At 68.7% G+C, this 25,571-nt stretch carries 26 protein-coding genes; 7 read left to right on the top strand and 19 right to left on the bottom strand.

All coding sequences use genetic code 11. The features are described from left to right. Positions 1 to 10 precede the first annotated feature (10 nt). The 3 genes from ACLBKU_RS13435 to rpoZ all read right to left on the bottom strand — a co-directional run bounded on the left by ACLBKU_RS13435 (position 11) and on the right by rpoZ (position 2,443). Complete coding sequence (locus tag ACLBKU_RS13435) at positions 11 to 1,069, bottom strand: DUF3667 domain-containing protein (protein WP_410180059.1); 1,059 nt, start codon at positions 1,067 to 1,069, stop codon at positions 11 to 13. An 84-nt stretch (positions 1,070 to 1,153) separates the two neighbouring features. Next, positions 1,154 to 1,885 (bottom strand): ParA family protein, encoded by a 732-nt coding sequence (locus tag ACLBKU_RS13430; protein ID WP_410180058.1) that lies wholly within the window; start codon positions 1,883 to 1,885, stop codon positions 1,154 to 1,156. Between the two features lie 213 nt (positions 1,886 to 2,098). Further along, positions 2,099 to 2,443, bottom strand: a complete 345-nt coding sequence (gene rpoZ / locus ACLBKU_RS13425; protein ID WP_017665997.1) for a DNA-directed RNA polymerase subunit omega — start codon at positions 2,441 to 2,443, stop codon at positions 2,099 to 2,101. A 247-nt stretch (positions 2,444 to 2,690) separates the two neighbouring features. Here rpoZ and ACLBKU_RS13420 point away from each other — a divergent pair, with 247 nt between their 5' ends. Further along, a complete protein-coding gene (locus ACLBKU_RS13420) occupies positions 2,691 to 4,688 on the top strand; it encodes a hypothetical protein (protein WP_410180057.1) in 1,998 nt (665 codons plus the stop codon). On the opposite strand, the gene ACLBKU_RS13415 is transcribed toward ACLBKU_RS13420, so the two are convergent. The 4 genes from ACLBKU_RS13415 to ACLBKU_RS13400 all read right to left on the bottom strand — a co-directional run bounded on the left by ACLBKU_RS13415 (position 4,654) and on the right by ACLBKU_RS13400 (position 9,031). Beyond that, on the bottom strand, positions 4,654 to 6,246 hold the full coding sequence (locus tag ACLBKU_RS13415; protein WP_410180056.1) for a L,D-transpeptidase family protein: 1,593 nt from the start codon (positions 6,244 to 6,246) through the stop codon (positions 4,654 to 4,656). The two genes, ACLBKU_RS13420 and ACLBKU_RS13415, sit on opposite strands and share 35 nt — an antisense overlap. Before the next feature lie 14 nt (positions 6,247 to 6,260). After that, the gene (locus ACLBKU_RS13410; RefSeq protein ID WP_410180055.1) at positions 6,261 to 6,740 is read right to left on the bottom strand and encodes a hypothetical protein; all 480 of its coding nucleotides are present in this window, start codon (positions 6,738 to 6,740) and stop codon (positions 6,261 to 6,263) included. A 200-nt stretch (positions 6,741 to 6,940) separates the two neighbouring features. Continuing rightward, positions 6,941 to 7,897: a glycosyltransferase family 2 protein gene (locus ACLBKU_RS13405; protein ID WP_410180054.1), complete on the bottom strand. Its 957-nt coding sequence runs from the start codon at positions 7,895 to 7,897 to the stop codon at positions 6,941 to 6,943. 138 nt (positions 7,898 to 8,035) lie between these two features. After that, a complete protein-coding gene (locus tag ACLBKU_RS13400) occupies positions 8,036 to 9,031 on the bottom strand; it encodes an aldo/keto reductase (protein WP_410180053.1) in 996 nt (331 codons plus the stop codon). A gap of 367 nt (positions 9,032 to 9,398) precedes the next feature. On the opposite strand from ACLBKU_RS13400, the gene chrA reads away from it, so the two are divergent. Further along, positions 9,399 to 10,745, top strand: coding sequence for a chromate efflux transporter (gene chrA / locus ACLBKU_RS13395; protein WP_410180052.1), 1,347 nt, complete (start codon positions 9,399 to 9,401; stop codon positions 10,743 to 10,745). On the opposite strand, the gene ACLBKU_RS13390 is transcribed toward chrA, so the two are convergent. The 5 genes from ACLBKU_RS13390 to ACLBKU_RS13370 all read right to left on the bottom strand — a co-directional run bounded on the left by ACLBKU_RS13390 (position 10,742) and on the right by ACLBKU_RS13370 (position 15,728). Further along, positions 10,742 to 11,545: a lipid II flippase Amj family protein gene (locus ACLBKU_RS13390; protein WP_410180051.1), complete on the bottom strand. Its 804-nt coding sequence runs from the start codon at positions 11,543 to 11,545 to the stop codon at positions 10,742 to 10,744. The two genes, chrA and ACLBKU_RS13390, sit on opposite strands and share 4 nt — an antisense overlap. 18 nt (positions 11,546 to 11,563) lie before the next feature. Then, positions 11,564 to 12,337, bottom strand: a complete 774-nt coding sequence (locus ACLBKU_RS13385) for a sulfite exporter TauE/SafE family protein (protein WP_410180050.1) — start codon at positions 12,335 to 12,337, stop codon at positions 11,564 to 11,566. A gap of 34 nt (positions 12,338 to 12,371) precedes the next feature. Further along, positions 12,372 to 14,828 (bottom strand): TonB-dependent receptor, encoded by a 2,457-nt coding sequence (locus ACLBKU_RS13380; protein ID WP_410180049.1) that lies wholly within the window; start codon positions 14,826 to 14,828, stop codon positions 12,372 to 12,374. 84 nt (positions 14,829 to 14,912) lie between these two features. Beyond that, positions 14,913 to 15,080 carry a YezD family protein gene (locus ACLBKU_RS13375; RefSeq protein ID WP_410180048.1) on the bottom strand — a complete coding sequence of 56 codons (168 nt, stop codon included), beginning with the start codon at positions 15,078 to 15,080 and terminating at the stop codon, positions 14,913 to 14,915. Positions 15,081 to 15,287: 207 nt separating this feature from the next. After that, complete coding sequence (locus tag ACLBKU_RS13370; protein WP_410180047.1) at positions 15,288 to 15,728, bottom strand: RrF2 family transcriptional regulator; 441 nt, start codon at positions 15,726 to 15,728, stop codon at positions 15,288 to 15,290. A 109-nt stretch (positions 15,729 to 15,837) separates the two neighbouring features. Here ACLBKU_RS13370 and ACLBKU_RS13365 point away from each other — a divergent pair, with 109 nt between their 5' ends. Continuing rightward, a complete protein-coding gene (locus ACLBKU_RS13365) occupies positions 15,838 to 17,034 on the top strand; it encodes a phospholipase D-like domain-containing protein (RefSeq protein WP_410180046.1) in 1,197 nt (398 codons plus the stop codon). Between the two features lie 378 nt (positions 17,035 to 17,412). Here the strand turns inward: ACLBKU_RS13365 and ACLBKU_RS13360 are convergent, their stop codons facing one another. The 5 genes from ACLBKU_RS13360 to ACLBKU_RS13340 form a co-directional block, all read right to left on the bottom strand. Next, complete coding sequence (locus ACLBKU_RS13360; protein ID WP_410180045.1) at positions 17,413 to 17,772, bottom strand: hypothetical protein; 360 nt, start codon at positions 17,770 to 17,772, stop codon at positions 17,413 to 17,415. 50 nt (positions 17,773 to 17,822) lie between these two features. After that, a complete protein-coding gene (locus ACLBKU_RS13355) occupies positions 17,823 to 17,987 on the bottom strand; it encodes a hypothetical protein (protein WP_410180044.1) in 165 nt (54 codons plus the stop codon). A gap of 30 nt (positions 17,988 to 18,017) precedes the next feature. Further along, entirely contained in the window at positions 18,018 to 18,464 is a 447-nt protein-coding gene (locus ACLBKU_RS13350; RefSeq protein WP_410180043.1) for a YybH family protein, read from the bottom strand. A 22-nt stretch (positions 18,465 to 18,486) separates the two neighbouring features. Further along, positions 18,487 to 18,897, bottom strand: coding sequence for a VOC family protein (locus ACLBKU_RS13345; RefSeq protein WP_410180042.1), 411 nt, complete (start codon positions 18,895 to 18,897; stop codon positions 18,487 to 18,489). 253 nt (positions 18,898 to 19,150) lie between these two features. Then, positions 19,151 to 20,671 (bottom strand): replicative DNA helicase, encoded by a 1,521-nt coding sequence (locus ACLBKU_RS13340; protein ID WP_410180041.1) that lies wholly within the window; start codon positions 20,669 to 20,671, stop codon positions 19,151 to 19,153. A 148-nt stretch (positions 20,672 to 20,819) separates the two neighbouring features. Between ACLBKU_RS13340 and ACLBKU_RS13335 the strand changes: the two genes are divergently transcribed. From ACLBKU_RS13335 to ACLBKU_RS13325, 3 genes are read left to right on the top strand one after another with little or no spacing between them, the layout of a single operon-like run. Beyond that, on the top strand, positions 20,820 to 21,353 hold the full coding sequence (locus ACLBKU_RS13335; RefSeq protein WP_410180040.1) for a UPF0262 family protein: 534 nt from the start codon (positions 20,820 to 20,822) through the stop codon (positions 21,351 to 21,353). 14 nt (positions 21,354 to 21,367) lie between these two features. Further along, positions 21,368 to 22,105, top strand: coding sequence for a glycoside hydrolase family 25 protein (locus tag ACLBKU_RS13330; RefSeq protein WP_410180039.1), 738 nt, complete (start codon positions 21,368 to 21,370; stop codon positions 22,103 to 22,105). Continuing rightward, positions 22,102 to 22,527, top strand: coding sequence for a cytidine deaminase (locus ACLBKU_RS13325; protein WP_410180184.1), 426 nt, complete (start codon positions 22,102 to 22,104; stop codon positions 22,525 to 22,527). Before ACLBKU_RS13330 ends, ACLBKU_RS13325 begins: the two co-directional genes overlap by 4 nt. Positions 22,528 to 22,603: 76 nt before the next feature. On the opposite strand, the gene ACLBKU_RS13320 is transcribed toward ACLBKU_RS13325, so the two are convergent. Further along, positions 22,604 to 23,743, bottom strand: coding sequence for a M14-type cytosolic carboxypeptidase (locus tag ACLBKU_RS13320; protein ID WP_410180038.1), 1,140 nt, complete (start codon positions 23,741 to 23,743; stop codon positions 22,604 to 22,606). Beyond that, positions 23,740 to 24,378 carry a hypothetical protein gene (locus ACLBKU_RS13315; RefSeq protein ID WP_410180037.1) on the bottom strand — a complete coding sequence of 213 codons (639 nt, stop codon included), beginning with the start codon at positions 24,376 to 24,378 and terminating at the stop codon, positions 23,740 to 23,742. The genes ACLBKU_RS13320 and ACLBKU_RS13315 overlap by 4 nt, the downstream gene beginning before the upstream one ends. A 120-nt stretch (positions 24,379 to 24,498) precedes the next feature. Between ACLBKU_RS13315 and galE the strand changes: the two genes are divergently transcribed. Continuing rightward, on the top strand, positions 24,499 to 25,512 hold the full coding sequence (gene galE / locus ACLBKU_RS13310) for a UDP-glucose 4-epimerase GalE (protein WP_410180036.1): 1,014 nt from the start codon (positions 24,499 to 24,501) through the stop codon (positions 25,510 to 25,512). The last annotated feature ends 59 nt before the right edge of the window (positions 25,513 to 25,571 follow it).

Raw genomic sequence — 25,571 nt, 5'->3', positions numbered from 1 at the left:
GCGCCCCCGCTCAGAAGGCGCCGAGCACCCCGAGGATCAGCAGGAACATCGTCAGCACGATCTGCGTGCAGACCAGCAGCACGAACCACCGCCACAGCGCCGAGAACCGGTTCAGCCCATATGCATAACGCAACTGCTTGTAGAGGTGCAGCGGCCCGCCGATCGTGAACAGCAGTGCGGCGATCCCCGGCCCTTGCGGGATGGTGCTGAGGATCGACATTGCGATGAACAGCAGCGACATGAAGCTCAGCGAATAGGTGACGAACACGGCGTGGTCATAGGCCTTGAACTGGCGCCGCCACGCGAACATCAGCCACAGGAAGGGGATCGACAGCGGGATCAGCAACCAGCTGAACTTGTAGCCGTTCGACTGGAGCTTGTAGAGCATCAGGCCGGGGTTCTTCTTCCACTTCTCGAGCAGGTGCTCGTCGAGCCAGCTGCTCCCGGTGTTGAAGGTGACGCTCCCCTTGTTCTCGCTCGCCGCGCCGATCCCCTTCTCGAGCACGGTGTTGAGGCCCTTCAATTCGTTGTCGATTTCCTCGCGGCGCGGGCTTTCCCGGGGCAGGTCGGCCTTCTCCTTCTCGAGCGCGGTGATCTGTTCGCGGATGTTGGTCTGCACTACGCCGGCTCCCTGGCCGGCGCCGTCGGCGAAGCCCTCGGCGAGGTCGGTCGGCGCGGTAAGGCCGACCATCTGGAACACCGCGAACATCGCGAAGACCGTGAACAGGAACATCGCCATCGGGCTCACGAACTTCGCGCGCTCCCCGGCGACGAAGCGGCGGGTCAGCTCGCCCGGCTTGAAGACCAGCATCGGCAGCGTGTTCCAGAGCTTGCCGTCGAGGTGCAACACGCCGTGCATGATGTCGTGGGCGATCGCGGCGAGGCTGCGGTGGAGATGCGCCTTCTGGCCGCATTCGGGGCAGAAGTTGCCGCGGTGGGAGGTCCCGCAATTGGGGCAGTCGACCGGCGTGGCGGCGTGCGCGGCGACCTCGCCCGCAGTTGGCTCGACCGCCCGGCCGAGCAGCCCGCCCTCGATCACCGTCCCGATGCTATCGCCGAAATCGCCCATTTCCAGCCCCTTCCGGACCCCGTTGCGCCCGGTATAATCGCCTTTGCCGCGCCAGCGGAAGCGGCGATTTGCCCCCTCCCGGGCCTACCCCCGTGCGAGCTTGCGTTCCACCGCGGTCCACAGCCCGGTCACCGCCCGTGCCGCGGCCGAGCGGGGGGCGAGGGCGCCGACCGGCCGCCGCTCGACCGCGCATTGCTCGACCGCGCTCGCCAGCGGGATCGCCGGCCAGTCCGGGTTCGCCTCGCGCGCCGCCTTGTGCAGCGAACGCCGGAGGTCGAGCATCGAGAGCACCGGGAGGATCGGCGGGTGCCCCTTGCCGGCGCTCCGCACCTCCTCGGTCACCGCCTCGAGCGCCCGTGCGGAGAGCGGGGAGGGGGGCAGGGGGACGATCACGAGGTCGGCAGCACGGATGATCTGCGCGCTCAACTCGTTGAGAACCGGGGGACAATCGAAGATGATCCGCTCGTATTCCTTGGCCAGCCCCTCGGTCACCCGCGCCAGCCGCTTCTTTTTGCCGAGCCGGTCGAGCGTGCGGTCGAGGGTGCGGATGCTCTCGTCCGCCGGGAGCAGGTCGAGCCCCGGGTAGGCGGTCTCGCGGATCAGCTTCGCAGGATCGCTTCCCTCGGCGAAGATGCTGTCGGCGCTGCGTTTTTTCCGCGGATCGACGCCCAGCAGGAAGCCCGATCCGTTCGCCGCGTCGAGGTCCCACAGCAGCGTCCGGCGGCGCGAGATGCTCGCCGCGGCCCAGGCGAGGTTGACCGCCAGGGTGGTCTTCCCGACCCCGCCCTTGACGCTGTAGACCGCGATACCCGCCATGCGCACCCCCCAGCTTTTCCGGTGCGACCACCGGATGACCGGACCAAGGGATAGCGCCCCCGAAACCCTTGGCAAGGCCGCTCTGACGGGGGTCAAGCGGGGGTCAAGGAGGGGTCAAGGGGGGGTCTGACCGGGGTCTGAGATGCAGCAAGGGCGGCCTAGACCGGGTCTAGACCGCCCCTGAAAAAGGCTCAAATTTTTGAAAAGCAACGATTACCCGTCGTAATCGCCGCCCAGCGAGGAAGTGCGGGCCGGCGCCGAGGCGGTGATCCGCAGCGCTTCGGCCGACTGGCTGAGCGAGCCGATCTCGTCGGCCTCGTCCTCGTCGTCGGGGAGGATCTTCTGGAGGCCCGTCACCAGCGATTCATGCAGCGCGCCCGGGGTGATGGTCTGCTCGGCGATCTCGCGCAGCGCCACGACCGGGTTCTTGTCGCGGTCGCGGTCGATGGTCAGCTCGCTCCCGCCCGAGATCTCGCGCGCACGCTGCGCGGCGAGCAGGACGAGGTCGAAGCGGTTCGGAACCTTGTCGACGCAATCTTCAACGGTAACGCGTGCCATGGGCGGCCCTTATGCAGAATCGCGGGGAAAGTAGGAAAGCGCAGCCGCTAGGGCGCACCCGGCGCGAAGTCAAGGAGAAGGGGACGGGGCGGAAATCGGCCAAGCTGAGCGCAACAGACGCGGCCAGACCGCCGAGAATCGCTATAGTGCCGCCTAATCGATTGTTTTAAGAAGTATCTCGCGTGGCAATCGGCGATTCGTTCAAGGCCGTTGCGTGCCAGCGGCAACGGCAACCGGGGGGTGAGCCATGAACATCGCGACGAGAAAGACTTCGCCTGCACCGCGCAGGCCCATGACGCCGATTGCCCGGGCGCTGGTGGCCGCTGCGGCGGGGCTCGCCATGACCGGCTGCACCAGCCTTTCCGTCATCCCCGACCGAGTGGTCAGCGCGCAACCCCGCATGGCGCTTTCGGGCACACCCTACGCGCTGCCGATGCTGCAATACGAGGTGGAGGCGACCCGCATCCTGTCGGCCTGTCCGCAGCCGATCGCCATCGCAGGGCACCCCAAGGATGGCCAGTTCTGGACGGGCCAGCTCGCCGTCGAACTCGGCGCCACGGCCAAGCCGACGCAGATCGCCGGTGAGCGTTACCTCATCGACCATTCCAAGCTCGACAGCTTCCTCAAGACCACAAGCTTCGCCATTGAGTATCAGCCCGGAACGGAGATCCTCAAGGGGATCAACGTCAGCATAGCGGATCAGAGCGGGGAAGTCGCCGGCACGCTGCTGAAGGCAGGCCTGACCGTGGCCGCGGTGGCGGCAGGGCCGGCAGGGCTGGCGGCCATTCCGGCGGTGCTTCCCGTCGGCGACAAGAAGCGAAGCGAGTTTTCGGTTCTGGCCAAGGGCCTCAAACTCGACCTCTCACGGTATGCGACCGATGCGGCTGCGCAGAAGGCGGTAGAGGACGAACAGAGCCGCTTGCGCAACACGCTGGCCGACCTTGTCGAGGCGAGCGCAAGCCGAGAAGCGCGAGCCGTCATCGTCTGTCAGCCGAGCGTGCGCGAAGATGTCGTCCGGCGCGCCGCCATCGGCGAAGAGCTCTCCGGCCTCAATGCGAAGCTGAAGGCCGCGAACGGCGTCCTCGAGAGGCGCACCAAGCTCGCCGAGGCGGGCGGCCTCAATTCCGCAGGCCGCGAGGCGCTCCGCCAGGAGCTCGAGGACGTGCTCCTCCAGCAGGCGTTGATCGAGGCTCGCACCGAGGAGCTGGGGAAGATCGAGAAGCGCCTGGCGGCCAAAGCCACCGCGGTCTGGCCGGGCAAATTCGATGAACGTGCGATCGTCGGCCTCGCGCCGCTGTCGCAGACCGACCAGGCCCGGATCGAGGGTCTGGTGACAGTCGAGAGCCGCCGGATGGTCGATCAGCAGGCCCTCGCCAAGGCCATCGCGGCCTCGCCGGACCGCGAAGCGCTCCGCGGGTTTGCCAAGGATTTTGTCGAGCGGTACATCGATCGCGACGGCAGGGCGAGAACGTTCGAGGAAGTGGTCTCGCCAGACGCTTGCTCCAAGGCGGGCAGTCTCGACGTGCCGGGTTGCATCGCCGGGTTGACGAAGCTTGCCGCCACGCTCGATGCGGTCGCGACCGACAATCTGCCCGCTTGCCCAGAAGGCGCCAAATTGGACGCCGAATGCCTCCGGACGCTCGCCAGCGACGCGAGCCTCGCGAAGGACGACTTCCCGCGTCAGGTGGACGGGCGCGGGACGAGCGCGCAGCAGGGTCTGTTCATCCGGCCTCCGGCGCGCGGCACGCTGACCATCTGCCGGGCCGAGTTCGGCAAGAACGGGCCGGGCAACACGTCGAAGTGCGCGAAGGACTCGCCGGATCTCGTCAAGGACGAGAAGGTCCTCGTGCCGCAACTCGGCCAGCTGCGCTTCGTGCGGTTGCGGAACGAGATGTTCAGCAACAACGGCCTGTCGCTCAGCCTGAGCAAGGAAGGGGCGGTCGAGAAGTTCCAGTACGCCTCGAGCAGCACTCTCGCCAAGACCCTTGCCGATGCCGCATCGCAAGGCGCAGGCTTCTACAAGCAGCGCCAGGACGAACTGCGTGCCAATCGCGACGAGACCGCGCGTCTCCAGAAGGAGATTGCCTACGAGGAGGCCAAGAAGAAGCTCGATGGTCTCACCGCCGACCCGGTGCCCGATCCGATGAAGGCGATCGCCCGCGCCAAGGCCGAGGCCGAAGTCGAGCTCCTGCGCGCGCAAATTGCCGAGATCAATGCGCGGATTGCTGGGCGCTCGGCTCCTTGATGTGGACCGAGCGATCTGTTTTCGTCGCTCCGTGCCGGGGAGGGAGGTGTGGCGGACTTGGCTCTCCTCCGTCGAGCCCTTCCGACCGGAACCGCACGCGCCCGCGCTCCACGCCGGTGTTCAGTCGGAGGGTGTAGACCGGCACCGGTTCTTCGAGATCGACGCGCCGGTCGGGCGCGGGGTCGCCGGCGAGGATGTCGCGGCCGAACAGCCAGGCGCCGAGCCTTGCGGCGTCCTCCACCCGCACGCAGCCCGAGCTCAGGCGGCGGTCGGCGCGGGTGAAGAGGGTCTTGTCGGGGGTGTCGTGGAGGTAGATGCCCATGTCGTTGGGCAGCATGAACTTGACCCGGCCCATCATGTTGCGCCCGCCCGGCAGCTGGCGCACCCAGACGCTCGCGCGTCCCGCCGCGACCGCCTGCCAGTCGACCGCGCCGGGATCGAGCGGCGCGGTCGAGCGCCAGTCGGGGGAGAGCACGTAGCGGCGGCGGGCGAGCATCCCCGGCCCCTCGCGCAGCACCGCCGGGGCGATGGTCGCGCGCACGAGGTCGGGGGGCACGTTCCAGTAAGGGTTGACCAGCGCATAGCGGATCAGCCCGGCGAGCAGCGGCGTTGCCATGCCGGGCTTGCCGACCACCACGCGCATGCTGCCTGCCTCCCGGCCGCCTTCGATCATCCGCAGGCGCGCGGCGGCGGTGTCGGCGAGGACGTGGCGCCGCCCGTCGGCGGGGAGCGCGCGCAGGCGGTCGAGGTCGGCGAGGATCAGCGCCTCGTAACCCGCCGCGCCCTTGTTGAGCGCGGCGATGGTCGCGGCGTCGGCGAGGCGCGCGGGGGGGAGGCCATGCGCGGCGCGGAAGGCGAGCACCGCTTGCCCGAGCGCCGTGTCGTAGCTCGTGCCCTCGGGCAGGCCGAGCCGCTCGCGCAGCAGCGCGACGCGCGCGCCGCGGCTGCCGGGGGCGAGTGTCGGGCCTTGCGGGATGGTGACCTGCGGGAGGTGGCCCCAGCGCGCGCGGTAGTCGGCGAGGGCGGCGCGCAGTTCCTGATAGGCGAGGTTCCCGGACTGGAGCGCTTCGAGCGCCGCGACCGGCGTGCCTTGCGCGGTCAGCGCGGCGAGGGTCGGCGGGGCGGGAACGAGCTCGGGGTCGATATAGATGACTTCGGCAAGCCGCTGCGGGACGGTGAGGTCGCGGGCATAGGCGGCGATGGTCTCGTCGAGCAGGGCTGTCGCTGCCGCGGGGTCGTCTGCCAGCGCGGTCTCGATCGCGTCGATGCGGTAGGCTGCGGGGTCGAGCCCGTGCTCGCCCGCGCGGCGGAGCAGGGCGAGGAAGGCGCGGGTCTCGGCGTTCGCCTGCCCCTGCGCGTCGAGCCACGGCGTGCCGCGCGACGCGGCGGCAGGGGCTGCGGCGAGCGCCGCCATCGCAGGCAGGCCGCCGGAAGGTCCGGCGAGGTGCAGGGCGGTCAGTCCCAGCGCCGCGCCGCCGCCCAGCGCCAGCGTCCAGGCGGCCGCGCCGCGCAGAAACTGCCGCGCCGGGTCCGGCGCGGCAGATGTCCTGTGGGTCACGGGGTCAGGGGGCCTCAGCCCCGCTCTCCGGCGCCCTGCCAGCTCGAGCCTCCGCGGGCGCCTCCGGTGGTGCCGGTCGTGCTGTTGTAGGTGCCGCCGGTGGTCCCGGTCGAGCCCGCGGTGCCGTTGTAGGTCCCGCCGGTCGAGGTCTGGCCGGTGGCGTAGGTGCCGCTCGAGGTCTGGCCGTTCTGGTAGGTGCCGGTGCCGGTGGTGCCCGTCGTGCCCGAGTTGTAGGTGCCGGTCCCGGTCGAGCCCGTCGTGCCGGTCTGGCTCGAGGTCGTGCCGGTGCCTTCGCCGGTGGTGGTCGTGCTGCCGGTGCGCGAGCCGCTGGTGGTGCCGGTTGCCTGCCCGCTGCCGGCCGGGTTGGTGCCGGTCGAGGTGCCGGTGTTGGTCCCGCTCCCGGTGCCGGTGGTGCCGGTCGACTGCGCGTAGCCGATCGAGGCGGTAAGGAGCGCGGCCGCTGCCGCTCCCGCGAAGTAGATAGACTTGTTCATGGAACATCCCTTCTCACAAATTGCCGCAATGGCTGAGGCCAACCTCTGCGGGAATTCGCTGGTTCCTTGAACAGCAACGCCTCGTCCGATGATCTGTTCGGGTCGACGATCAGCATCTTCGATGAAGAAGCTCGACCTGTTCATCGATCATTTGGTGTTCAACTGCCTCTATAAAGCGGGTGAGGCCGGAGAATGCCCGGTCAGCGGTTCCAGAACGTCGCGGGGGAGTTTGTCCGGCTGGCGGGGGCCCGCATCATCTCGGCGGCGCGGAACAGCCTGATCCTGGCCAGCCCGAGCACCCCGCGCCAGCGGTTGCCGATCCCGGCGAGGTTGCGCGAGGCGAGCACCCGGAACGTGTCCGGCACGATCGAGGCCACCACCATCGCGGTCTTGAGCTGCCAGCGCCACGCCGGATGTCCGGCGCGCAGGTGGTCGGTGTAGTAGTGGTGGACATTGCGCCGCCACTTGCGGGTGAGGGACTCGTAATCGGCGATCGCCGGGTGCCGCACCCTGAGGCGTGGCTCGTAGCGGACGGTGAAGCCCGCCTTGCGCGCGCGCAGGCACCAGTCCTTGTCCTCGACGATGCTGATATCGGCGAAAGGCCCCACCGCGCGGGCGACCGCGGCGCTCATCACCAGGTTGGCGGTCACCGAGAAATGGAGCCGCTCGATGTACATCTTCTGCCGGAACCCGAACACCTTCTCGAAGGCCTCGACGGGATTGAGCGAGGTATCGTCGCGGGTCTCGATGATGACGTCGCCGCCGACCACCGCGCGATCGGGCGCAGCCTCGACCACCGCGACGGCCGTCTGCAGCCAGTCGGGGGCCGCTTGGCAATCGGCGTCGGTGAAGGCGAGCACCGGTGCGCGGGTGGCGGCGATCCCGCGGTTGCGCGCGAGGCCCGGCCCGGGGGTGGGCTCGAGCAGGAAGGTGACCTCGGGAAAGGCTGCCTTCACCTCATCGAGGCTGACGCGCGAGCCGTTGTCGACGACGATCACCTCGCACCGCCCGTGATCGAGCGATTGGGAGGTGATCGAGGCGAGGCACCGGGCAAGCAGGTCCGGGGTGTTGAGATGCGGGATGATGACGGCGATGCGCGGCGCCGCGCTTGCCGTGTCGTTCCCTGTCTCACCGCGATCCGCATCGGCAGTCATCATCGTCTCCTGATGGCACGCCATGTCAGGCAAGCCGGTTTGGCGAATGGGCCGTGCGGGGGCATCCCCCGACCCGCCCTGCCCCGCGAGCGCCCCATGCGCTGTGCCCCCGATATTGGTCAATCCCGATACGCCGTCCGGCTAGGGGGCAGGCGCCGCCGCGCCGGAACCGGCGGCGGCGCCCTGCAAGGCCGCGACCAGCGCGATCGCCTCCTCGCGAGCGGGCCCGCGCGCGCGCGCCACGTTGGCGGCAAGGTGCGCAGGGTCGTACATGCTGACCAGCACCACGCCCTCGCAGTTCGAGGCGAGTGCCCGGTCGAGCAGCAGGTCGGCGATCACCTGCCGGTCGCCCCCGGCATAGCCCGCCTCCGCCAGCCGTGTGCGCAGCGCGGGGTTCGCGGCGAGCGCGGTCTCGGCGGCGGCCATCGCGCCGCCGACGCCGAACACCGAGTGGGTGATGAAGGCGGGCGGGCGGCTCGCCGCGGCGCGCAGGCGCGGCAGCGGCGCCTCGTGCGGCGCGTCGGCGAGTTGCAGGATCGTGAAGGTCTCCGGCCACGCGAGCGCCGCCTCGGCGGACTCGACACTGCCCGCGACGCCGACGTGGCGCACCTTGCCCGCGGCGACGGCATCCTCGAGCGCGCGGCGGATCTCGTCGCGGGCGAGGTCCGCCACCTCGACGCGGTGCAGCGCGAGCATGTCGAGATAGTCGGTGCCGAGCCGCCGCAGCGAACTTTCGAGCGAGGTCGCGATCAGTTCCGGGGTGAGCGGCACGGAGACGTTCTGCGCCGCGGTGACCTTCTTGAACCGGCTCCTGAGGCCCTTCGCCGCCCCGATCAGCGGCCGACCGAGCGCGTAGGCGAGCCGCAGCGCCGCGCCGCTGCGCGCCACCGAGAGCCCGACCTTGGAGCAGATGTGCACCCGGTCGCGGCGGCCCTTGACGAAGCTGCCGATGATCTCCTCGGCCTGGCCGGCGCCATAGACCGGCGCGACGTCGAGCCAGTCGACCCCCTGCTCGTGCGCGGCGGCCAGCGCCCGCAGACCCTGCGCGCGCGACACGCGCGAGCCGAGCGATGCGCACCCCATGCCGAGCACGCCGCAGGTGATCGGCGTCCCGGGTAGCTGAACCTTGTTCATCATCACTTGCGGGCTCCCGGAAACGTAATCGCTGGCACGGGATGCGGTGAGGCCGGCGATCCTTCCCCTTTTGGGTGAGCCCCGCGACACTTCCAACGGGCAGGCCGCCAATCGACCGCCATGCCGCGCCTCCTCGTGTCTTTCCGCAATGGTCGTCCCCCGTTGGCCGGGCGAGCCCCACCGACCCGCCGCGCGCACCCTGCTATAGCGCAGACTTCGGTGCGCGCCACCTCTTGAAGCCGGGGCGCGGCCCCGTTATCACGCGCTCCACGGGGCCAAGCGACCTCCCGTCCAGGCCGAGACAGGCCCAAGTGTTGCCTCGTCATCACCCCCTGCGCCCGCGCGCGGCGGGGCCATTTTCGAGGTAGGCATGGCCGAGCTGGACGTATCTTTTTCCCCCGACCTTCAGGGCACCGCCCCCACGCCGAGATTCGCCGATCTGGTGCGCGTCTTCACCCGCATCGGCCTGCTCTCCTTCGGCGGCCCGGCCGGGCAGATCGCGTTGATGCACCGCGAGCTCGTCGAGGAGCGGCACTGGGTCGCCGAGGAGGACTACCTCCACGCGCTCAACTTCTGCCACCTGCTCCCCGGGCCCGAGGCGCAGCAGCTCGCGACCTGGATCGGCTGGCGGCTGCACGGCTGGCAGGGGGGGCTCGCGGCCGGGCTGCTGTTCGTCATTCCCGGCGCGGCGATCATCCTCGCGCTGTCGGTGCTCTATGCGCTCGCGGCGAACCTCGGCTGGGTGGCGGCGCTGTTCCTCGGGGTGAAGGCGGCGGTGCTCGCGGTGGTGGTGCAGGCGCTGCTGCGGATCGCGGGACGGGCGCTCGACACCGGGGTGAAGAAGGCGCTCGCGGCGGCGGCGTTCGTCGGGCTGTTCCTGCTCGACCTGCCCTTCCCGCTGATCGTGCTGGGTGCGGGCGTCATCGGCATGGTGATCGCCCGGACGAGGCCCGATCTCCTCGCCCTGAAGCCCGGCAAGGGCTCGGGCGAGCTCCCGGCGCGGCCGTGGCGCAAGACGATCCTCTCGGTGCTGGTGTGGGGCACGATCTGGGCGGCGCCGATGGTGCTGATCGCCGCGACGCTCGGGCGCGGCCACGTGCTGTGGGAGATCGGCGCGTTCTTCTCGCAGCTCGCGATCGTCACCTTCGGCGGCGCCTATGCGGTGCTCGCCTACATGGCGCAGGAGGCGGTGCAGGGCTTTGGCTGGCTTCAGCCCGGCGAGATGGCCGACGGGCTGGGTCTCGCCGAGACCACCCCCGGGCCGCTGATCCTGGTGACGCAGTTCGTCGGCTACCTCGCCGCCTTCCGCGCGCCGGAGCCCTTCTCGCCGCTGATGGCCGGCTTCCTCGGCGCGCTGCTGACCACCTGGGTGACCTTCGCGCCGTGCTTCCTGTGGATCTTCGCGCTCGCGCCGTGGATCGACCGGATGGGGCGCGCGGTGTGGCTCAAGGGGGGGCTTGCGGCGGTGACAGCGGCGGTGGTCGGCGTGATCGCCAACCTCACCGCGTGGTTCGCGCTGCACGTGCTGTTCGCCCGCGTCGGCGAGGTCGAGGCGGGGCCATTGAGGCTCTCCTGGCCCGAGCTTGCCAGCTTCGACTGGCGTGCGGGATTGCTGGCGGCGCTCGCCTTCGCGCTCGCCTTCGGGGCGAAGTGGTCGGTGCTGCGCCTCCTCGCGGTCTGCGCGGCGGGCGGCCTGCTCCTGGGCCAGCTCGCCTAGAGCCAGCCCGCCGCCCAGGCGATCACCACCGCGGCGGGCACCAGCAGCGCCTGTGCCGCGAGCGTGCCCGCGAGGCGGCTCAGCGAGACCCAGATCATCGCCCGGCGGAAGGTCGCCTCGCTCACCGAGCCGTCGACCACGTCGTCGGTCAGCGCGGAGATCTGCGGGTCGATCAGCGCGAACAGCAGGATCGTCGCGAAGCCGTTGACGATCGCGGTCATCTGCGAGGCGGTGACCCGGAACTCGGGAACGAGGTAGCCGGCATAGAGCGAGGCGATCACGCCGACGGCGAGGAGCCCTTGCGCGATGGCATTGGCCGCGAGCACGCCCCAGCTCACCCCGCGCGGGCCCCTCAGCGATTCGAGCGTCGCCTTCTTCGGCAGCGCCACGGATTCGCGGATCGTCCTCAGCCCCGCCGGGGTCGCGGCGCGCAGCAGCAGGCGGCCGGTCGAGCGCTTGTGCTGGAACGAGGTGATCGCCGCGGCGAACAGGCGCTGGAAGCTCGGCACCATGAGGATGCCGACGAACACCGCGAGCGCCGCCGAGGCGAGCACCAGCCTGAGGTCGAGCAGCAGCAGGTCGCCGTTGCCGGTCTGAAGCGCGGTCTCGATCCGCTTGGCGAGGAACGGGCCGAGAAAGCCGTTGGAGGTGCGGCTCACCAGCAGCAGCACGTTGAAGAGGGCAAAGGACAGGGCGATGCGCCCGGTCCTCACGCCCGCGATGCGCGCCGCATAGGCGAGCGCGCCGATGAGGTTGATGACGCCCGTGAGCGCGCAGATGAGCAGCAGTTCGGTATCCATCGGGAGGCTCCGCCGACCCTAGATGATCGGCCAGGCTTTCCAGATGCTGTAGGCGCTGGTGACGATCAAGACCAGCGAGACCCCGAACAGCAGGAGGCGCGGATTGATCCGGCTGACGAGGATCGCGCCGAACGGCGCCGCGATCACCCCGCCGATGATCAGGCCGACGGTGATGAGCGTGAAGGCCGCCGGGCCGAGGGTCAGCAGGAAGGTCAGCGAGATCGAGGTGGTCAGCAGGAACTCGGCGGTGTTGACCGTGCCGATCACCTTCCTCGGATCACCGCCCTGGATCAGCAGGTTGGAGGTGACAACCGGCCCCCACCCGCCGCCGCCCGCCGCATCGAGGAATCCGCCGATGGCGGCCAGCGGGCTGGTGTAGCGTGGGTCCTCGAGCCGGGGCTTGAGCATGCGGATCGCCCGCCACAGCAGGTAGAAGCCGATCCCGGTCAGGTAGAGCATGACGAAGGGCCGCGCGGCGCTCGCGTCGATGTTCGAGAGGATATAGGCGCCCGTCACCCCGCCGAGCACGCCGAAGGGCACCAGCCTGCGGAACAGCCCCCAGTCGACATTGCGCTGCCACATGTGGCTGAGGCCCGAGGCGCCGGTGGTGAAGAACTCGACGAGGTGGACGCTCGCCGAGGCGCTTGCAGGGGGCACGCCCATCGCGCTTACCAGCAGGGTCTGGGTGGTGACCCCGAAGGCCATGCCCAGCGCCCCGTCGATCATCTGTGCCGCAAAGCCGATGAGGATGAACGGCAGGATGTCGACAAGAAGCTGGGCTATGTCCGGCATGAGGCGGTCCTCTCTGTGGCAGCCGTGAAGGGGATCAGAACGCGATGCTCACGGTCCCGCCCCAGGTGCGCGGGTCGCCCGGGAGGCCCGCGATCAGGCCCGTGTTGCCGGGCGCGATGAAGAGCTGTTCGAAGTAGTTTTCGTCGAAGGCGTTGCGCACCCAGGCGAAGATGTTGAGGCCGTCGTCGCTGCGGAAGCCGGCGCGGAAGTTCGACAGGCTGTAGCCCTTGACCAGCGTCGCCGCCGAGGGCGAGGCGTTGGACGAGAAGTCCGACCGGTAGGAGCCGTCATAGCCGAGGTAGAACTGCCCCGCCTCGCCGAACAGGCTGCCCGGGGCGTTTGCCTCGGCGCCGAAGGAGAAGGCCCACTTCGACACGCCCGCGAGCCGCTGGCCCGAGATGTCGCAGTTGGCCGGGCTGATCCCGCCGGGTGTGCCGGGCGCCGAGGGGGTCTGACCGGCGGTCGCGGTGGTGCCCCCCGACAGCTCGGGCGGGCAGGGCGCATCGACGAAGCGGACATACTTGGCGTCGGTGTAGGCGCCGTTGACATAGGCGTTGAAGCGCTCGCTCGGGCGGACCGTGAAATCGGCCTCGATCCCCTGCGAGCGGACCTTGTCGGCATTGGCGAGGAAGCCGCGCAGCACCCCGAACTGGCCGTTGGTGACGGTCGCCTGGTAATCGCGGATGTCGGTGCGGAAGGCGGCGAGGTTGAGCGTCGCCTTGCGGTCCCAGAACTGCGACTTCACGCCGATCTCGTAGTGATTGACGTTCTCGGGCTTGATCGCCCCGGCCGCCGCGATCGGCACGCCGTTGGCGTCGGTGGGCAGGCCGTTCTGGTTGATGCCGATGGTCTTGAAGCTCTTCGCATAGGTCGCATAGGCGAGCACGTCGGGTGCCAGCTCGTAGCTAAGCGTCAGGTCGTAGGTGAAGTTCCAGTCGCTGTCCTCGGGCGCGCTGAGCTGCGGCTGGAAGATGGCGAGCTGCGCGCGGCTGCGGGCATCGGTCTCGGTGCCGGTGAGCTCGGTCCCGGTGCCGGTGAAGACGCGGCGCTGGTAGAAGCCTTCCTTCTTGTCGTAGTTGAGGCGCACGCCCGGCTGGATGGTGAAGGCATCGGTCACCTTCCAGCTCAGCTGGCCGAACACCGCCGCGCTGGTCGACTTGAGGAACTGCGTGTTGCGCGCGGTCAGCCCGTTGAGGACGCTCGGATCGTTCGACAGCGCGTTGCTCGGCGCGATGTTCCAGCGGCTGGCGGCCGCGCCCTGGGATTCGAGGCCCTGCGTGTCGATCCGCTGGTTGAAAGCGAAGGCGCCGACCACGAAGTCGATCGCCTCGCTGGTGTAGGCGTAGCGGAATTCCTGGGTGTACTGGTCCTGCTGCGAGGGGTTCTGCGAGCGCGCGACGATCGGAAGGCCGGTGAAGTCGCGGTCGTTCTCGGGCTTCCAGTCCCAGTGCCGCCACGCGGTCACCGAGGTGAGCGTGCCGGGCCCCACGTCCCAGTTGATGCGCAGCGAGACCCCGGCGATCACGTTCCCGGCATTGAGCGTCGAATCGAGGTCGCTGAGGCGGTCGAAGGCATTGGTGCTCGGCGGCGCGTAATTGAGCGCGGCGGCGAGCGCGGCGAACTGGCGGTTGAGCGGACGCTGGGTGGATACGGTACGCACGAACACCGAACCGCAGCAATTGGCGTCCTGCTTGTTGTAGTCGCCCGCGAGCGTGATCCGGAGGTTCTCGGCCGGCTGCCACAGCACCTGGCCGCGCAGCCCGAGGTTGTCGAGGCTCTGGATGTCCTGCCCGGTGCGCACGTTGCGGATCGTGCCCCGCCGGTCGGTGAGCGAGGCCGCGACGCGCACCGCCACGGTGTCGCTGAGCGGGCCGGAGACGGCGGTGCGGGCCTGCTTGAACTCGTAGTTGCCCAAGGACACCTCGGCAGTGCCCTCGAAGTCGAAGGTCGGCTGGTTGGTCTTGATGTTGACCGCGCCCGCGGTGGTGTTCTTGCCGTAGAGCGTGCCCTGCGGGCCGCGCAGCACCTCGACCTGCGCGACGTCGAGGAAGTCGAAGGTCGCCGCGGCGACGCGCGAGTAGTAGACGTCGTCGATGTAGATCCCGACGCCCTGCTCGAAGCCGTCGCTGGTGAGGCCGAAGGGCACGCCGAGGCCGCGGATGTTGAGCGAGGTGTTGCGGGGGTTCGAGGAGTAGAGCTGGAGCGTCGGCGCGATCTGCTGGAGGCGCGCCACGTTGAAGGCCCCGGTCTCGGTAAGCTGCTGGCCGCCGAGCACGGTCACGGCGAGCGGGATGTCCTGCGCGCTCTCGAGACGGCGGCGGGCGGTGACGATGATGTCGCCGCCATTGCCGCCCTGGGCCTCGCTGGCAGTGGAATCGGTCGCCTGGTCGGTGGCCGCTGCGGCCTGGTCCTGGGCCTGGGCCGGCACGGCTGCCAGCCCGGTGAATGCCGCGCCGAGCAGGAGGGCGCTGCGGATCGCATGTGTCTTCATGATGTCTCGCCTTTGCAAGCGGGCATGCATCCGGCAGTCCGGTCTGCGCTTCCCCTGTTGATGGATGTGTCTCGCGGGCTGTCCTCAGTCGGTCAGCCGCTTCCTCTCGGTAACGTCGATCTGCATGACCTTGCCGTCATGCACGGTAAGCTGGATGGTGCCGTAGCGCAGGCGCGACAGCGCCTCGTCGACCACGGCAAGCGCCTCGGGCACGATACCGCGCTGCGACGAAGCTTTCTCGGTGCGGTCCATGGATAGCCCTTTCGTTGCGCAGGAGTGCGCCGACGGGACAGGAATTAAATTCAAGCGATCTGGTTGACAATAGGGAGGACGACGCAGAAATTCTGTCTCGGGGCGAAAGGTTAGCTTTGTGCGCCGAACGGATGCGGCTTGGAGCAGACCTGCTTCAGCTTCAGGCCCCGGCGGCAGCCGCTCTTCAGGCCCTTGCGGGAGCCGCGTTCAGGCGGTGTCGCCGGCGAAGGGCGGCACCGGCTCGATCGGGTCGGAAAGGCGAATCCCGTCGAGGATCTGCGCGGTCCGGTCGCGCACGTCGAGCATCAGCGCCCGCGTCCGGCATTCGCCCTCGGCGACGCAGTTCTGGCACTTCTCGTGGGCATAGCGGCTCGCGCAGGGCACCAGCGCGAGGCTGCCGCGCATATGGCGGATGAGGTCGCCATAGGTGATGTCGAGCGGCGGGATCGCGAGCCAGTAGCCCCCGTCGCGGCCGCGCTGCGATTCGACGAGGCCCGAGCGGGTCAGCTCGGAGAGGATCACGGTCAGGAACTTCGCCGGGATCTTCTGCGCCTCGGCGATCGCGGCGAGCTGCACCGGCCCCTCGCCGTAGTGGTCGGCAAGGTGCTGCATGGCGCGGATGGCGTAGCGGGTTTTCTGCGAGAGCATGGATTGTCTATCTGCCGAGTAGGCAAAGAGGTCAACCCGCCCGCATCCGCTGCACCACTCGCCGCTTGGCGCTGTCGGGCAGCGCCCGGCTGTGCTGAGGCTGCGGTCCATGGCCACCGCTCCCGAACAGCCCCCTGCCGCGGACGAGGCACCGGACTATTGCGACCTCAACCCCTTTCATGTCGCGGCGGCAGGGCACGACTTCACCTTCTACCCGCACGGGCAGGACCGGCTGAAGGCGCTGCTCACGCAGATCGACAGCGCGCGGGTGTCGCTGAAGCTGTTCTACTACCTCTTCGCCGGCGACGTCTCGGGGACGATGGTGCGCGACGCGCTGGTGCGCGCGGCGCGGCGCGGGGTGATGGTCGACCTCATCGTCGACGCCTTCGGCAACGAAGCCGGCGCGGCCTTCTTCCAGCCGCTCGTCGAGGCGGGCGGGCACTTCGCGATCTTCTCGCCCAAGTGGGGCACCCGCTACCTGGTGCGCAACCACCAGAAGCTCGCCATCGTCGACGAGGCCCGGGTGATGACCGGGGGCGCCAACATCTCCGACCACTACTTCGCGGTCCCCGCCGAGAACGGCTGGTGCGACCTCTCGGTGCTGGTCGAGGGCCCGGTGGTCGAGCAGTTCACCCGCTGGTTCGGCCTGCTCAAGAGCTGGGTCGTCAACGAGGCCGAGGGGCACACGCCCCAGCTCCGGCGGCTGCGCGACATCGTCAAGGACTGGGACGGGGGCGACGGACCGGTGCGCCTGCTGGTCGGCGGGCCGCTGGTGAGGAAGGGCCACTGGGCCTGGGTGCTGCGCAAGGACCTGGTCGGTGCGCGGCGCCTCGACACGGTCTCGGCGTATTTCTCCCCGCCGCGCAGCTTCCGCCGCCTGATCGCGCGGGTCGGCGAGCGGGGGCAGGCGCGGATGATCATGGCCGGCAAGTCCGACATCGCCGCCTCGATATCGATGGCCCGGCTCGTCTACGGGCAGCTCCTGCGCGCGCGGGTCAAGCTTTACGAATTCGCCATCTGCAAGCTCCACATGAAGCTGCTGGTGGTCGACGACAACAGCTACTTCGGCAGCGCCAACCTCGACAAGCGCTCGTTCCGGATCAATGTCGAGCTGATGGTGCGGGTCGAGGACGCGGGGCTCGCGGCGAAACTGCGTGAGATGATCGACCACCTCGAGGGATCGAGCGATGCGATCACCCCCTCGTGGTATGCCAAGCACAGCACCCCGCTCGCCCGGCTGCGCTGGCGGATCGCCTATTGGCTGAGCCTTGCCGATTACCGCATCAGCAAGACGGGCACCGCTTAACCCGTTAGCCGCGCGCGCCGAATATCGTTAACGCGGACCTTGCGGCCTCTCCCCAGGCATGGCGGGATGCGGGGATGATCCACAAATTGCGCGCGCCCGTGATGCCCCCATTTCCGGAGGCGATCCGGGACGAGTTCACTCTGCTGCGCGCGCGCCGGGTCGAGACGCAGACCCCGGTCATGTACGTCGTGCTGCTCGCCACCACGCGGACCGCGCGCTTTATCAGGCCAAGGCCGCGACGCGGGGGCAGCGGGTGGCGGAGGGTGTAGGAAACGGCGGTTATCGCTGGCTGGCGGCCGAAAGCTGCCGTTCCGTTATCGACCCCGAAGCGGACACTTCTGCGGCTTAGCTGATGTAATGCATCAGGTTCACGATCAGTCATTTGCGAGCCTGCGTCTGCAAGGCCCCCCATCGGATCAGGATCGACTCTGCGGTATCGGACACCGTCATCGACGATGTGTCGATCCAATGACCCAGTGGCGGTGTCTCGCGCAATGCAGCGCCGAGGCTAGCGGGTGTCCACGAGCCGCCATATGCTGTTTTCTGACGCGAGGCATCGCGCTTTGCGATCTCGGCGAAGCTGGGATCGAGAACGACCACCAAGGGGTCAAAGCGAGCGAGTCGCGCGACGACAACTTCCAAGTGCTTGCTGAGAATTACATCCTGATAGACCACGTTGAAGCCTGCGTTCGCAAAGGTCGCGCAGGTATCGCAGGCAAGTCGACTGATATCCACCATTTGCAGGAGCTGCCGCCCGAGAAGTGCCCGCGGCAGTAGGCTATCTGCCCTCATCCCTCGGATGTTCTTCGTTTCCTGCTCCTTGCGCGCGGAAGCGTCAGTGCAATCGCTATGGCGATCCCGATGCCGATACCTGCGATGACGTTGTCCATCAGAAGTCCGATGACGACACCGATTGCCGTGCCCAAGGCGATGGAGGTTCCGTTCAGCTTCATACCTGTTTCTGCGGTCTTGGCGAGGCCCGCCTAATCAATGGATGTTTCGGGTCGCAGATCGGAAGCCGCCTTGCCGCTGCCGTCCATCAGCATCGGAAAGCCGTTATGTTCATGCACGATGCGCCACTTGCCGGCTCGCCGTTCCAGACACACGGTTGTCCGGCACCAGAAGTCGCTTTGACTGCCGTCTGTCCTGTTGCCGGACATGTGCAGCAGCCCGAATGCGAAAGCGGTATCACCCTCCGCCCTCACCACAAGATCGTTGATTTCAATCGCTATCGGCCCGTCCCAAGTGTCGAACCACTTCTGCGCCTGCGCCGGATCTCTCGCATCGGTCGAAGACTGAGCCAGTGGCGGTGCCAGATCGAACAAGACCACATCCTCGGCGAGGTTCTCGATACTCGCATCAGCCGCTTTCGCAGATATCGCTGCGCGCCTGCTATCGAGCACGCGTCTGATTTCGTCGTCTGCGCTCACCGGAATTCCCTCCCTAGTCTGTCTATCGGCCGTCAAGCAGACCGACCGTATTGCCTTCGGGGTCGACAAACTGAACGTAACGAAGTGTCTGGAAGCTTTCGACCTTCGACGGGTCAGCAACACTCACACCCTGCGCCCTCAGCCTCGCCAGTTCGACGTCGAGATCAGCCACTCGCAGGGTGACAGTCGTCCGTGGGCCCGGAGGATTGTCGAGAACCTGAAAGAGGACGCTGTCGCTTAGCTTCCATTCGTGGCAACTCGGCCTCGGTTCCTGATCCCATGATCGGTCGAGAAGAAGGCTCCACCACCGAGATTGAGCCCCGAAGTCATCGGCGTTGACGCTGACAAAGACCGTATCGACGTGCATCCCATTCACCTCTTCAGCATGCGCGGTACATAAGGATGATGCTGTTTGGCGCTCGCGCATCAGCATGGATTGTTGACCGAGGTCAGTCCGCACGGTTGTCATGAGTGCGAGAACCATTCAGTCGGGCCAGCGCTCTGGGCGCGCGCCCAACGGCTCCGTCGTCAGCTTCTTTCGACACGCCCATCGATGTATTCTTGGGTTGTCGCGCCATAGACCGGATCGCTAGGGAGCGATCGGGCACTAATGATCCGCCTTTCGCCTTACCACCCAGCTTCGGTCATTCGCGGCCCGAGCGTAGTACCCCGAAACCCGCCGCCCGCTACTCGTAGCCGTAGTCCGAGTAGTCCTTGAAGTTGGGCGAGGTGAACTTGGTGATGTCGCTCTGGAAGTGGAGCGGCACGTTGCCGGTCGAGCCGTGGCGCTGTTTTGCCACGATCAGCGTCGCGCGGCCGACGAGGCCTTCGAACTTCTCTTCCCACTGGCGGTATTTCTCCTGCACGTCGGGCGTCGAGGAGGCGTCTGGCGTGTCGGGCTTGACCAGCAGATGGTAGTAGTCGCCGCGGAAGATGAACCACACCATGTCCGCGTCCTGCTCGATCGAGCCGGATTCGCGAAGGTCGGAGAGCTGGGGTCGCTTGTCCTCGCGGCTCTCGACCGCGCGGCTGAGCTGCGACAGGGCGATCACCGGGACCTGCAATTCCTTTGCGAGCGTCTTCAACCCGCGGCTGATCTCCGAGATCTCGTTGACGCGGTTGTCGTTGCCGCGCCCCGAGCCTTGGAGGAGCTGGAGGTAGTCGACGATGATGAGCCCGATGTCGTGCCGCCGCTTCATCCGCCGCGCGCGGGTGCGCAGTGCGGCGATGGTCAGCGCCGGGGTGTCGTCGATGTAGAGCGGCAGCTCGGCGAGGCGCTGGCTCGCGTAGGAGAGCTTCTGGAAGTCCTCGCGGGTCAGCTTGCCGCTGCGCAGGTTCTCCGAGGAGATCTCGGCCTGCTCGGCGAGGATGCGCGTCGCGAGCTGGTCGGAGCTCATTTCGAGGCTGAAGAAGGCGACCGGCGCGCCGTAGTTGAACTCGCCGCCCTCGCGCTGCCAGGTGAGGTGCGCCTCGGCGCAGTTGAAGGCGATGTTGGTGGCGAGCGAGGTCTTGCCCATGCCCGGGCGCCCGGCGAGGATCACGAGGTCGGAATTGTGGAGGCCGCTCGTCTTCTGGTCGATGGTGGCAAGGCCGGTGGTCTTGCCCGACAGGCCGCCGCCCGAATTCATCGCGGCCTCGGCCATCTTGATCGCCGTCATCGCGGCTTCGCGGAAGGTCGCCGCCTCGCGGCCCGTCGATGCGCCCTCGGCGACCTTGAAGAGGTCCGCCTCGGCCTGCGCGATGCGCTCCATCGGCGAGGTGTCTTCCGAGGTGTCGAGCGCGCCTTCGACGAGCCCGCGCCCGACGCTCACTAGCTCGCGCAGCAGGGCGAGGTCGTAGATCTGCTGGGCGAGCTCGCGCGGCACGAGGAGGCCCGCGCCGCTCGCGGTGAGCTGTGCGAGGTAGGAGGTGCCGCCCAGCTCCTTCAATGCTTCGTCGGCCTCGAAGAAGGGTCGCAGCGTCACCGGCGAGGCGGTCGCGTTGCGCTCGATAAGGGTCAGCACCCGCTCGTAGATGCGCGCGTGGAGGGGCTCGAAGAAATGCTCGGGGCGGATCGGGACCTGCAACTCCTCGATCACCCGGTTGTCGATCAGCACCGCGCCGAGGAACGCCGCCTCCGCCTCGAGATTGGCGGGCAGCTTGCGCACCGCGAGCTCGGGTTCTCCGGCTGGCGGCTTGATCGGGGTCACTTTCTCGGGTTCGGCCATGGGCTGCGTGATGCGCGCGCGGCCCCGGCGGGGCAAGGGCGCAGCACCGGTATATTTTTTTCGCGCGCTGTGGATAGTGGGGAGAGCGCGTGCCGCGGCGCATCGAAGTGCTTGAAGTGCGTGCCCCCGATCTGCGAAGGCAGGGCGCATGGCCCAGCCGCCGTCCGATTCCCTGCCGCTTTCCCCTGCGCCCGGCGCCGCGGGGGCGCACCGCATTGCCCACATCACCCTCGACGAGGCGACGATCCTGTGGCGCAATGCCGACGTCGAGCAGGAGCGGCGGGTCGCGATCTACGACCTGATCGAGGAAAACACCTTCAAGCCGCTGCGCTCGGCCGAGCGCGGGGCGCCGGGGCCCTACCACCTCCACCTCTCGGTCACCGACGGGCGGCTGGCGATGGACATCAGGGATACCGGCGAGCAGCTGCTCGAGACGCTGCTGATCGGCATGGCGCGCTTCCGCCGCCCGATCCGCGAGTATTTCGCGATCTGCGACAGCTACTACCAGGCGATCCGCAAGGCGACGCCGGCCGAGATCGAGACCATCGACATGGCCCGCCGCGGCATCCACAACAATGCCGCCGAGCTGCTGCTCGAGCGGCTCGAGGGCAAGGTCGAGACCGATTTCGCCACGGCAAGGCGGCTGTTCACGCTGATCTGCGTGCTGCACATCAAGGGCTGAGGGGCACCGAGGGCATGGCAAAGGGGGGCAGGGCGCGCGCGCGCGCCAAGTCGCGCGGGGCACCGCGGCGCTGGCTGTTGCGGCTCACGGCGCTCGTCGTGCTGTTCGGCCTCGCCTTCGCGGCGTGGCTGTGGTGGGACATGCGCTCGTGGCGTCCCGATCCAGCGCAATATCCCGAGCAGGGCGCCTTCGTCCCGGCGGGCGGCGGCGAGGTGCGGTTCGCGACATTGAAGGCGGTCGGCGCGCAGTTCGTCTATCTTCCGCTCGCGCTCGGCGATGCCGGGGCCGAGGCGCCCGGGGGCTTCGCCGACCGATTCGTGCGGGCGCGGGCGGCGGGGCTCAGGGTCGGGGTGGTGCTCGAATTCGACCCCTGCACCGGCGCCGACGCGCAGTCGGGCATGTTCGCGCAGATGGTCCCGCGCGATCCCGACCTGCTGCCCCCGGCGATCGGCCTGGCCGCGCTCGCCGACGGCTGCGCGCCCAAGGTCAGCGATGCCGCGGTCGAGAGCGAGCTGATGACGCTCATCAACCAGGTCGAGACGCACGCGGGCAAGCCGGTGATCCTCAAGCTCTCGCGCGGCTTCCAGGAGCGGCACAACACCGCGACCACGCTCGTGCGCGACCTGTGGCTGTCCCGCGACCGCGCGCGGCCCGACTATGCAGGCCGCCCTTGGCTGCTATGGAGCGCCAACGGCGCGCGCGTCACCGAGGCGAGCGCGGAGCCGGTCGAATGGGTGGTGGTGCAGAAATGAACCTTGCGGGCGAACAGGAACAGGCCCTCATCGCCGCCGCCTTCGCCGCGGCCGAACACGCTTATGCGCCCTATTCCGACTACCCCGTGGGTGCCGCGCTGCTGTTCGGTGACGGCGCGGTCGTGACGGGGTGCAATGTCGAGAACGCGAGCTACGGCCTTGCCCTGTGTGCCGAGACCGTTGCCGTCGCCAAGGCGCTGGGCGAGGGGCGGCGCGGGGGACTCGCGGCGGTCGCCGTGGTCGGGCTCAAGGCGGACGCTGCGCCGATCACCCCCTGCGGGCGGTGTCGCCAGGTGCTGAACGAGGTCGCCGCGCTCGGCGGCACGGACCCGCTGGTGCTGTGCGTCGGGAAGGACGAGGTGCGGCGGGTCAAGCTGTCGGCCTTGCTGCCGCACGCCTTCGGGCCGGGGCACCTCGCCTGATCCGTTCGCCTCGAGCGAAGTCGACAGGCTCGCTCGGGGTGTCTCGACTGCGCTCGACACGAAGGGCGAGCGAGGCTTAGGCGTCCCGCCCCTCCAGCCATTCCACCAGCGCGGCGAGGCATTCGCGGCCGAGCAGCTTGCAGCGTTCCGGCGACCAGCCCTGTTCCGGCTCGGGGAAGTCGGCGAGGTCCTTGTAGGGCATCTCGAGCGTCATCGCGACCGCGCCGAAGCGCTCGGCGAGCTGGTTTGTGCTCATCGCCAGGTTGGCCTTGCCCGCAGGCGCCTTGGGATAGCCGAGCTTCGTCTGGAAGTCGGGCGTGCGGCGGTCGAGGATGCGCTGGTAGCGGTAGAAACCCTCGCCCTGCGCCTCGGTCCACGAGGGGATGCCCTCGAAGCCGGCGAGGAACACCGCCGGGATCGCCTCGTCGGCGTGGACGTCCATCGCGAAGTCGACGCCGGTTGCGTCCATCCGGTTCCGGATCGCGAGCACCTCGGGCGAGCGCTCGGGGCTCGGCTCGGCCCATTCGCGGTTGAGATTCGTGCCAACCGCATTGGTTCTGAGGTGCCCGCGGCGCGAACCATCGGGGTTGCAGTTGGGCACGATGTGGAGGCGGCACTTCTTGCGCAGCATCCGCGCCACCGGATCGGCGGGGTCGGTAAGGCATTCGAGAGCGCCCTCCATCCACCACTCGGCCTGCGTCTCGCCCGGGTGCTGGCGGGCATAGAGCCACACCTGCGTCGGCCCCTCGCCCATTTCGAGGCAGTCGATCGGCTGGCCGTCGAGGGTGGTGCCGAGCCGCACGTAATCGACGCCCTCGGACGAGGCCGCCTCGGCGACGAGGTCGTGGTGGCGCTCCATCGAGTAGGGCGCGAAATAGGCGACCCAGAACACCCCGCCCGCCGGCAGGTAGCGGATCGTCAGCGTGCCGCCCTCCTCGTCCCTGTCGAAGGTGGAGGCGGCGCGCGTCCAGTAGGCGCGGTCTTCGGAGACGCAGGCGTCATAGCCCGGCCAGCCGCCGGGATAGGCGCTGGCGTTGAGCCCGGTGAGCCTCAGCACGACCTCCTCGCCGGCCGGCGCGCTCACCCGGAAGTGGAACCACTGGAAGAACTCGGATTCCCTGTCGCGGCGGATCGCGAGGCGCGCCGTCCGCCCCTCGATCCCCAGCACCTCGATATTGCCGCTGTCGAAGCCGGCATCGATGAAAAGCGCGCTCATTTGGTCCCTTGCAGCTTCCTGACGGGGATCGTCACGGTCTCGCCATTGCCACCGGGAAAGTCGCGGAACAAGGCCGCCGCGAGGGCGCGGGCGCTGGTGTCCACCTGCGAATAGGGGCTCTTCACCCCGGTCTCGATCTGCGAGCGGCCCTCCCACAGCGTCGCCCCGCCCGCGCGGGTGATGCGCACCGCAAGATCGGTCATCGCGCTCGGCCCCTCGCTGCCCCCGCCGAGGTTGATGCCCACCCCGAGCCCGACGCCCGAGCCGAAGCTGCCGGTCCCGCCGCCGACCCCGACGCTGACCGGCCCCTGCCGCTCGCGCGGGGCGGCAGCGATGGCGTTGCGGGTGGTGCGAACCGCGGCGGTCTGATCGGCAGGGGCGCCTTCGGGCACGACGGTATACCCGAGCCGCGTCAGCTCGGCGCCGACCGCGGCGGCGAAGGCGCGGCGGGCGTTCTGGTTCTCGGGCCCGTCGGGAAAGGCGATCGCGATGGTGCCGCTGCCCAGCCCCGCGCGCTCGGCAGGGGGAGCGACGAAGCGCGTGACCTCGACCGGGCCCGTGTAGGGCGAGGTCGCGCAGGCGGACAGCGCGAGGGCGGCGGCGAGCGCGGCGGTGAAGAACGGAAGGCGCGGCATGGGGGCGGGCTCCTGTGGTGGGGGCGGCATCATAGGCCCCGCGATGTTCGGTGCACAGGCTTCGTTTGTCTGCTCCAGGTTGAGATTCTTTCAGCGCATTTCGTGCTAGGGGCACGCACCATGACAAAGCAAAGCAAACCCTCCGTCCTCGTCACCGGCGGTGCCGGCTATATCGGCAGCCACGCGGTCCTCGCGCTGAAGGACGCCGGCTGGCCGGTCGCGGTGATCGACAACCTCACCACCGGATTTCGCTTCGCTATCCCTGAGGGCGTGCCGCTTTACGAGGGCGATATCGAGGATGCGGGCCTGCTCGCGCGGATCTTCGCCGATCAGGGGACGGGCGCGATCATGCACTTTGCCGGATCGATCGTGGTGCCCGAGAGCGTCGCGGACCCGCTCAAGTACTACCACAACAACACCGCCAAGAGCCGCGCGCTGATCGCGGCGGCGGTCGAGGCGGGCGTGCCGCACTTCATCTTTTCCTCGACCGCGGCGACCTATGGCATCCCCGAGGTGAGCGCGGTGTCCGAGGACACCCCGCAGCGCCCGATCAACCCCTACGGCTGGTCGAAGCTGATGACCGAGCAGATGCTCGCCGACGTCGCCGCCGCCCATCCGATGAACTACGGCGTGCTGCGCTATTTCAACGTCGCGGGCGCCGATCCGCAGGCGCGCAGCGGGCAATCGACCGCCGGGGCGACGCACCTCATCAAGGTCGCGATCGAGGCGGCGCTCGGTAAGCGCGAATCGGTGAGCGTATTCGGGACCGATTACGCCACCCCCGACGGCACCGGGGTGCGCGACTACATCCACGTCAGCGACCTCGCCGCCGCCCACGTGCTGACCCTCGAGGCGCTGATCGGCGAGCCCGCGCGCTCGCTGACCATGAACTGCGGCTACGGGCGCGGCTTCTCGGTCAACGAGGTGCTCGACGCGGTCGACCGGGTGACGAATCGCAAGCTCGACCGCCGTATCGAGGGGCGCCGCGCGGGCGATCCCGATTCGCTGATCTCGGACCCCTCGCGCCTCAAGGCGACGCTCGGCTGGGAGCCGCGGAACGCCGATCTCGACACGATCATCGCCCATGCGCTCGCCTGGGAGCGCAAACTGACCGATCTCAGGGCCCCGGCCTGACAGACTCGCATTGACGCCGGGGCGCGGCGCGGCTATCGGCCCCCTTCGAATTTCCGCGC

Origin of the sequence: Erythrobacter sp. NE805, from assembly GCF_046452355.1 — a bacterium.
Lineage (GTDB): Bacteria > Pseudomonadota > Alphaproteobacteria > Sphingomonadales > Sphingomonadaceae > Erythrobacter.
Note: the sequence above shows the minus strand (reverse complement) of the source record. Positions and strands in the feature narration are given on the sequence as shown.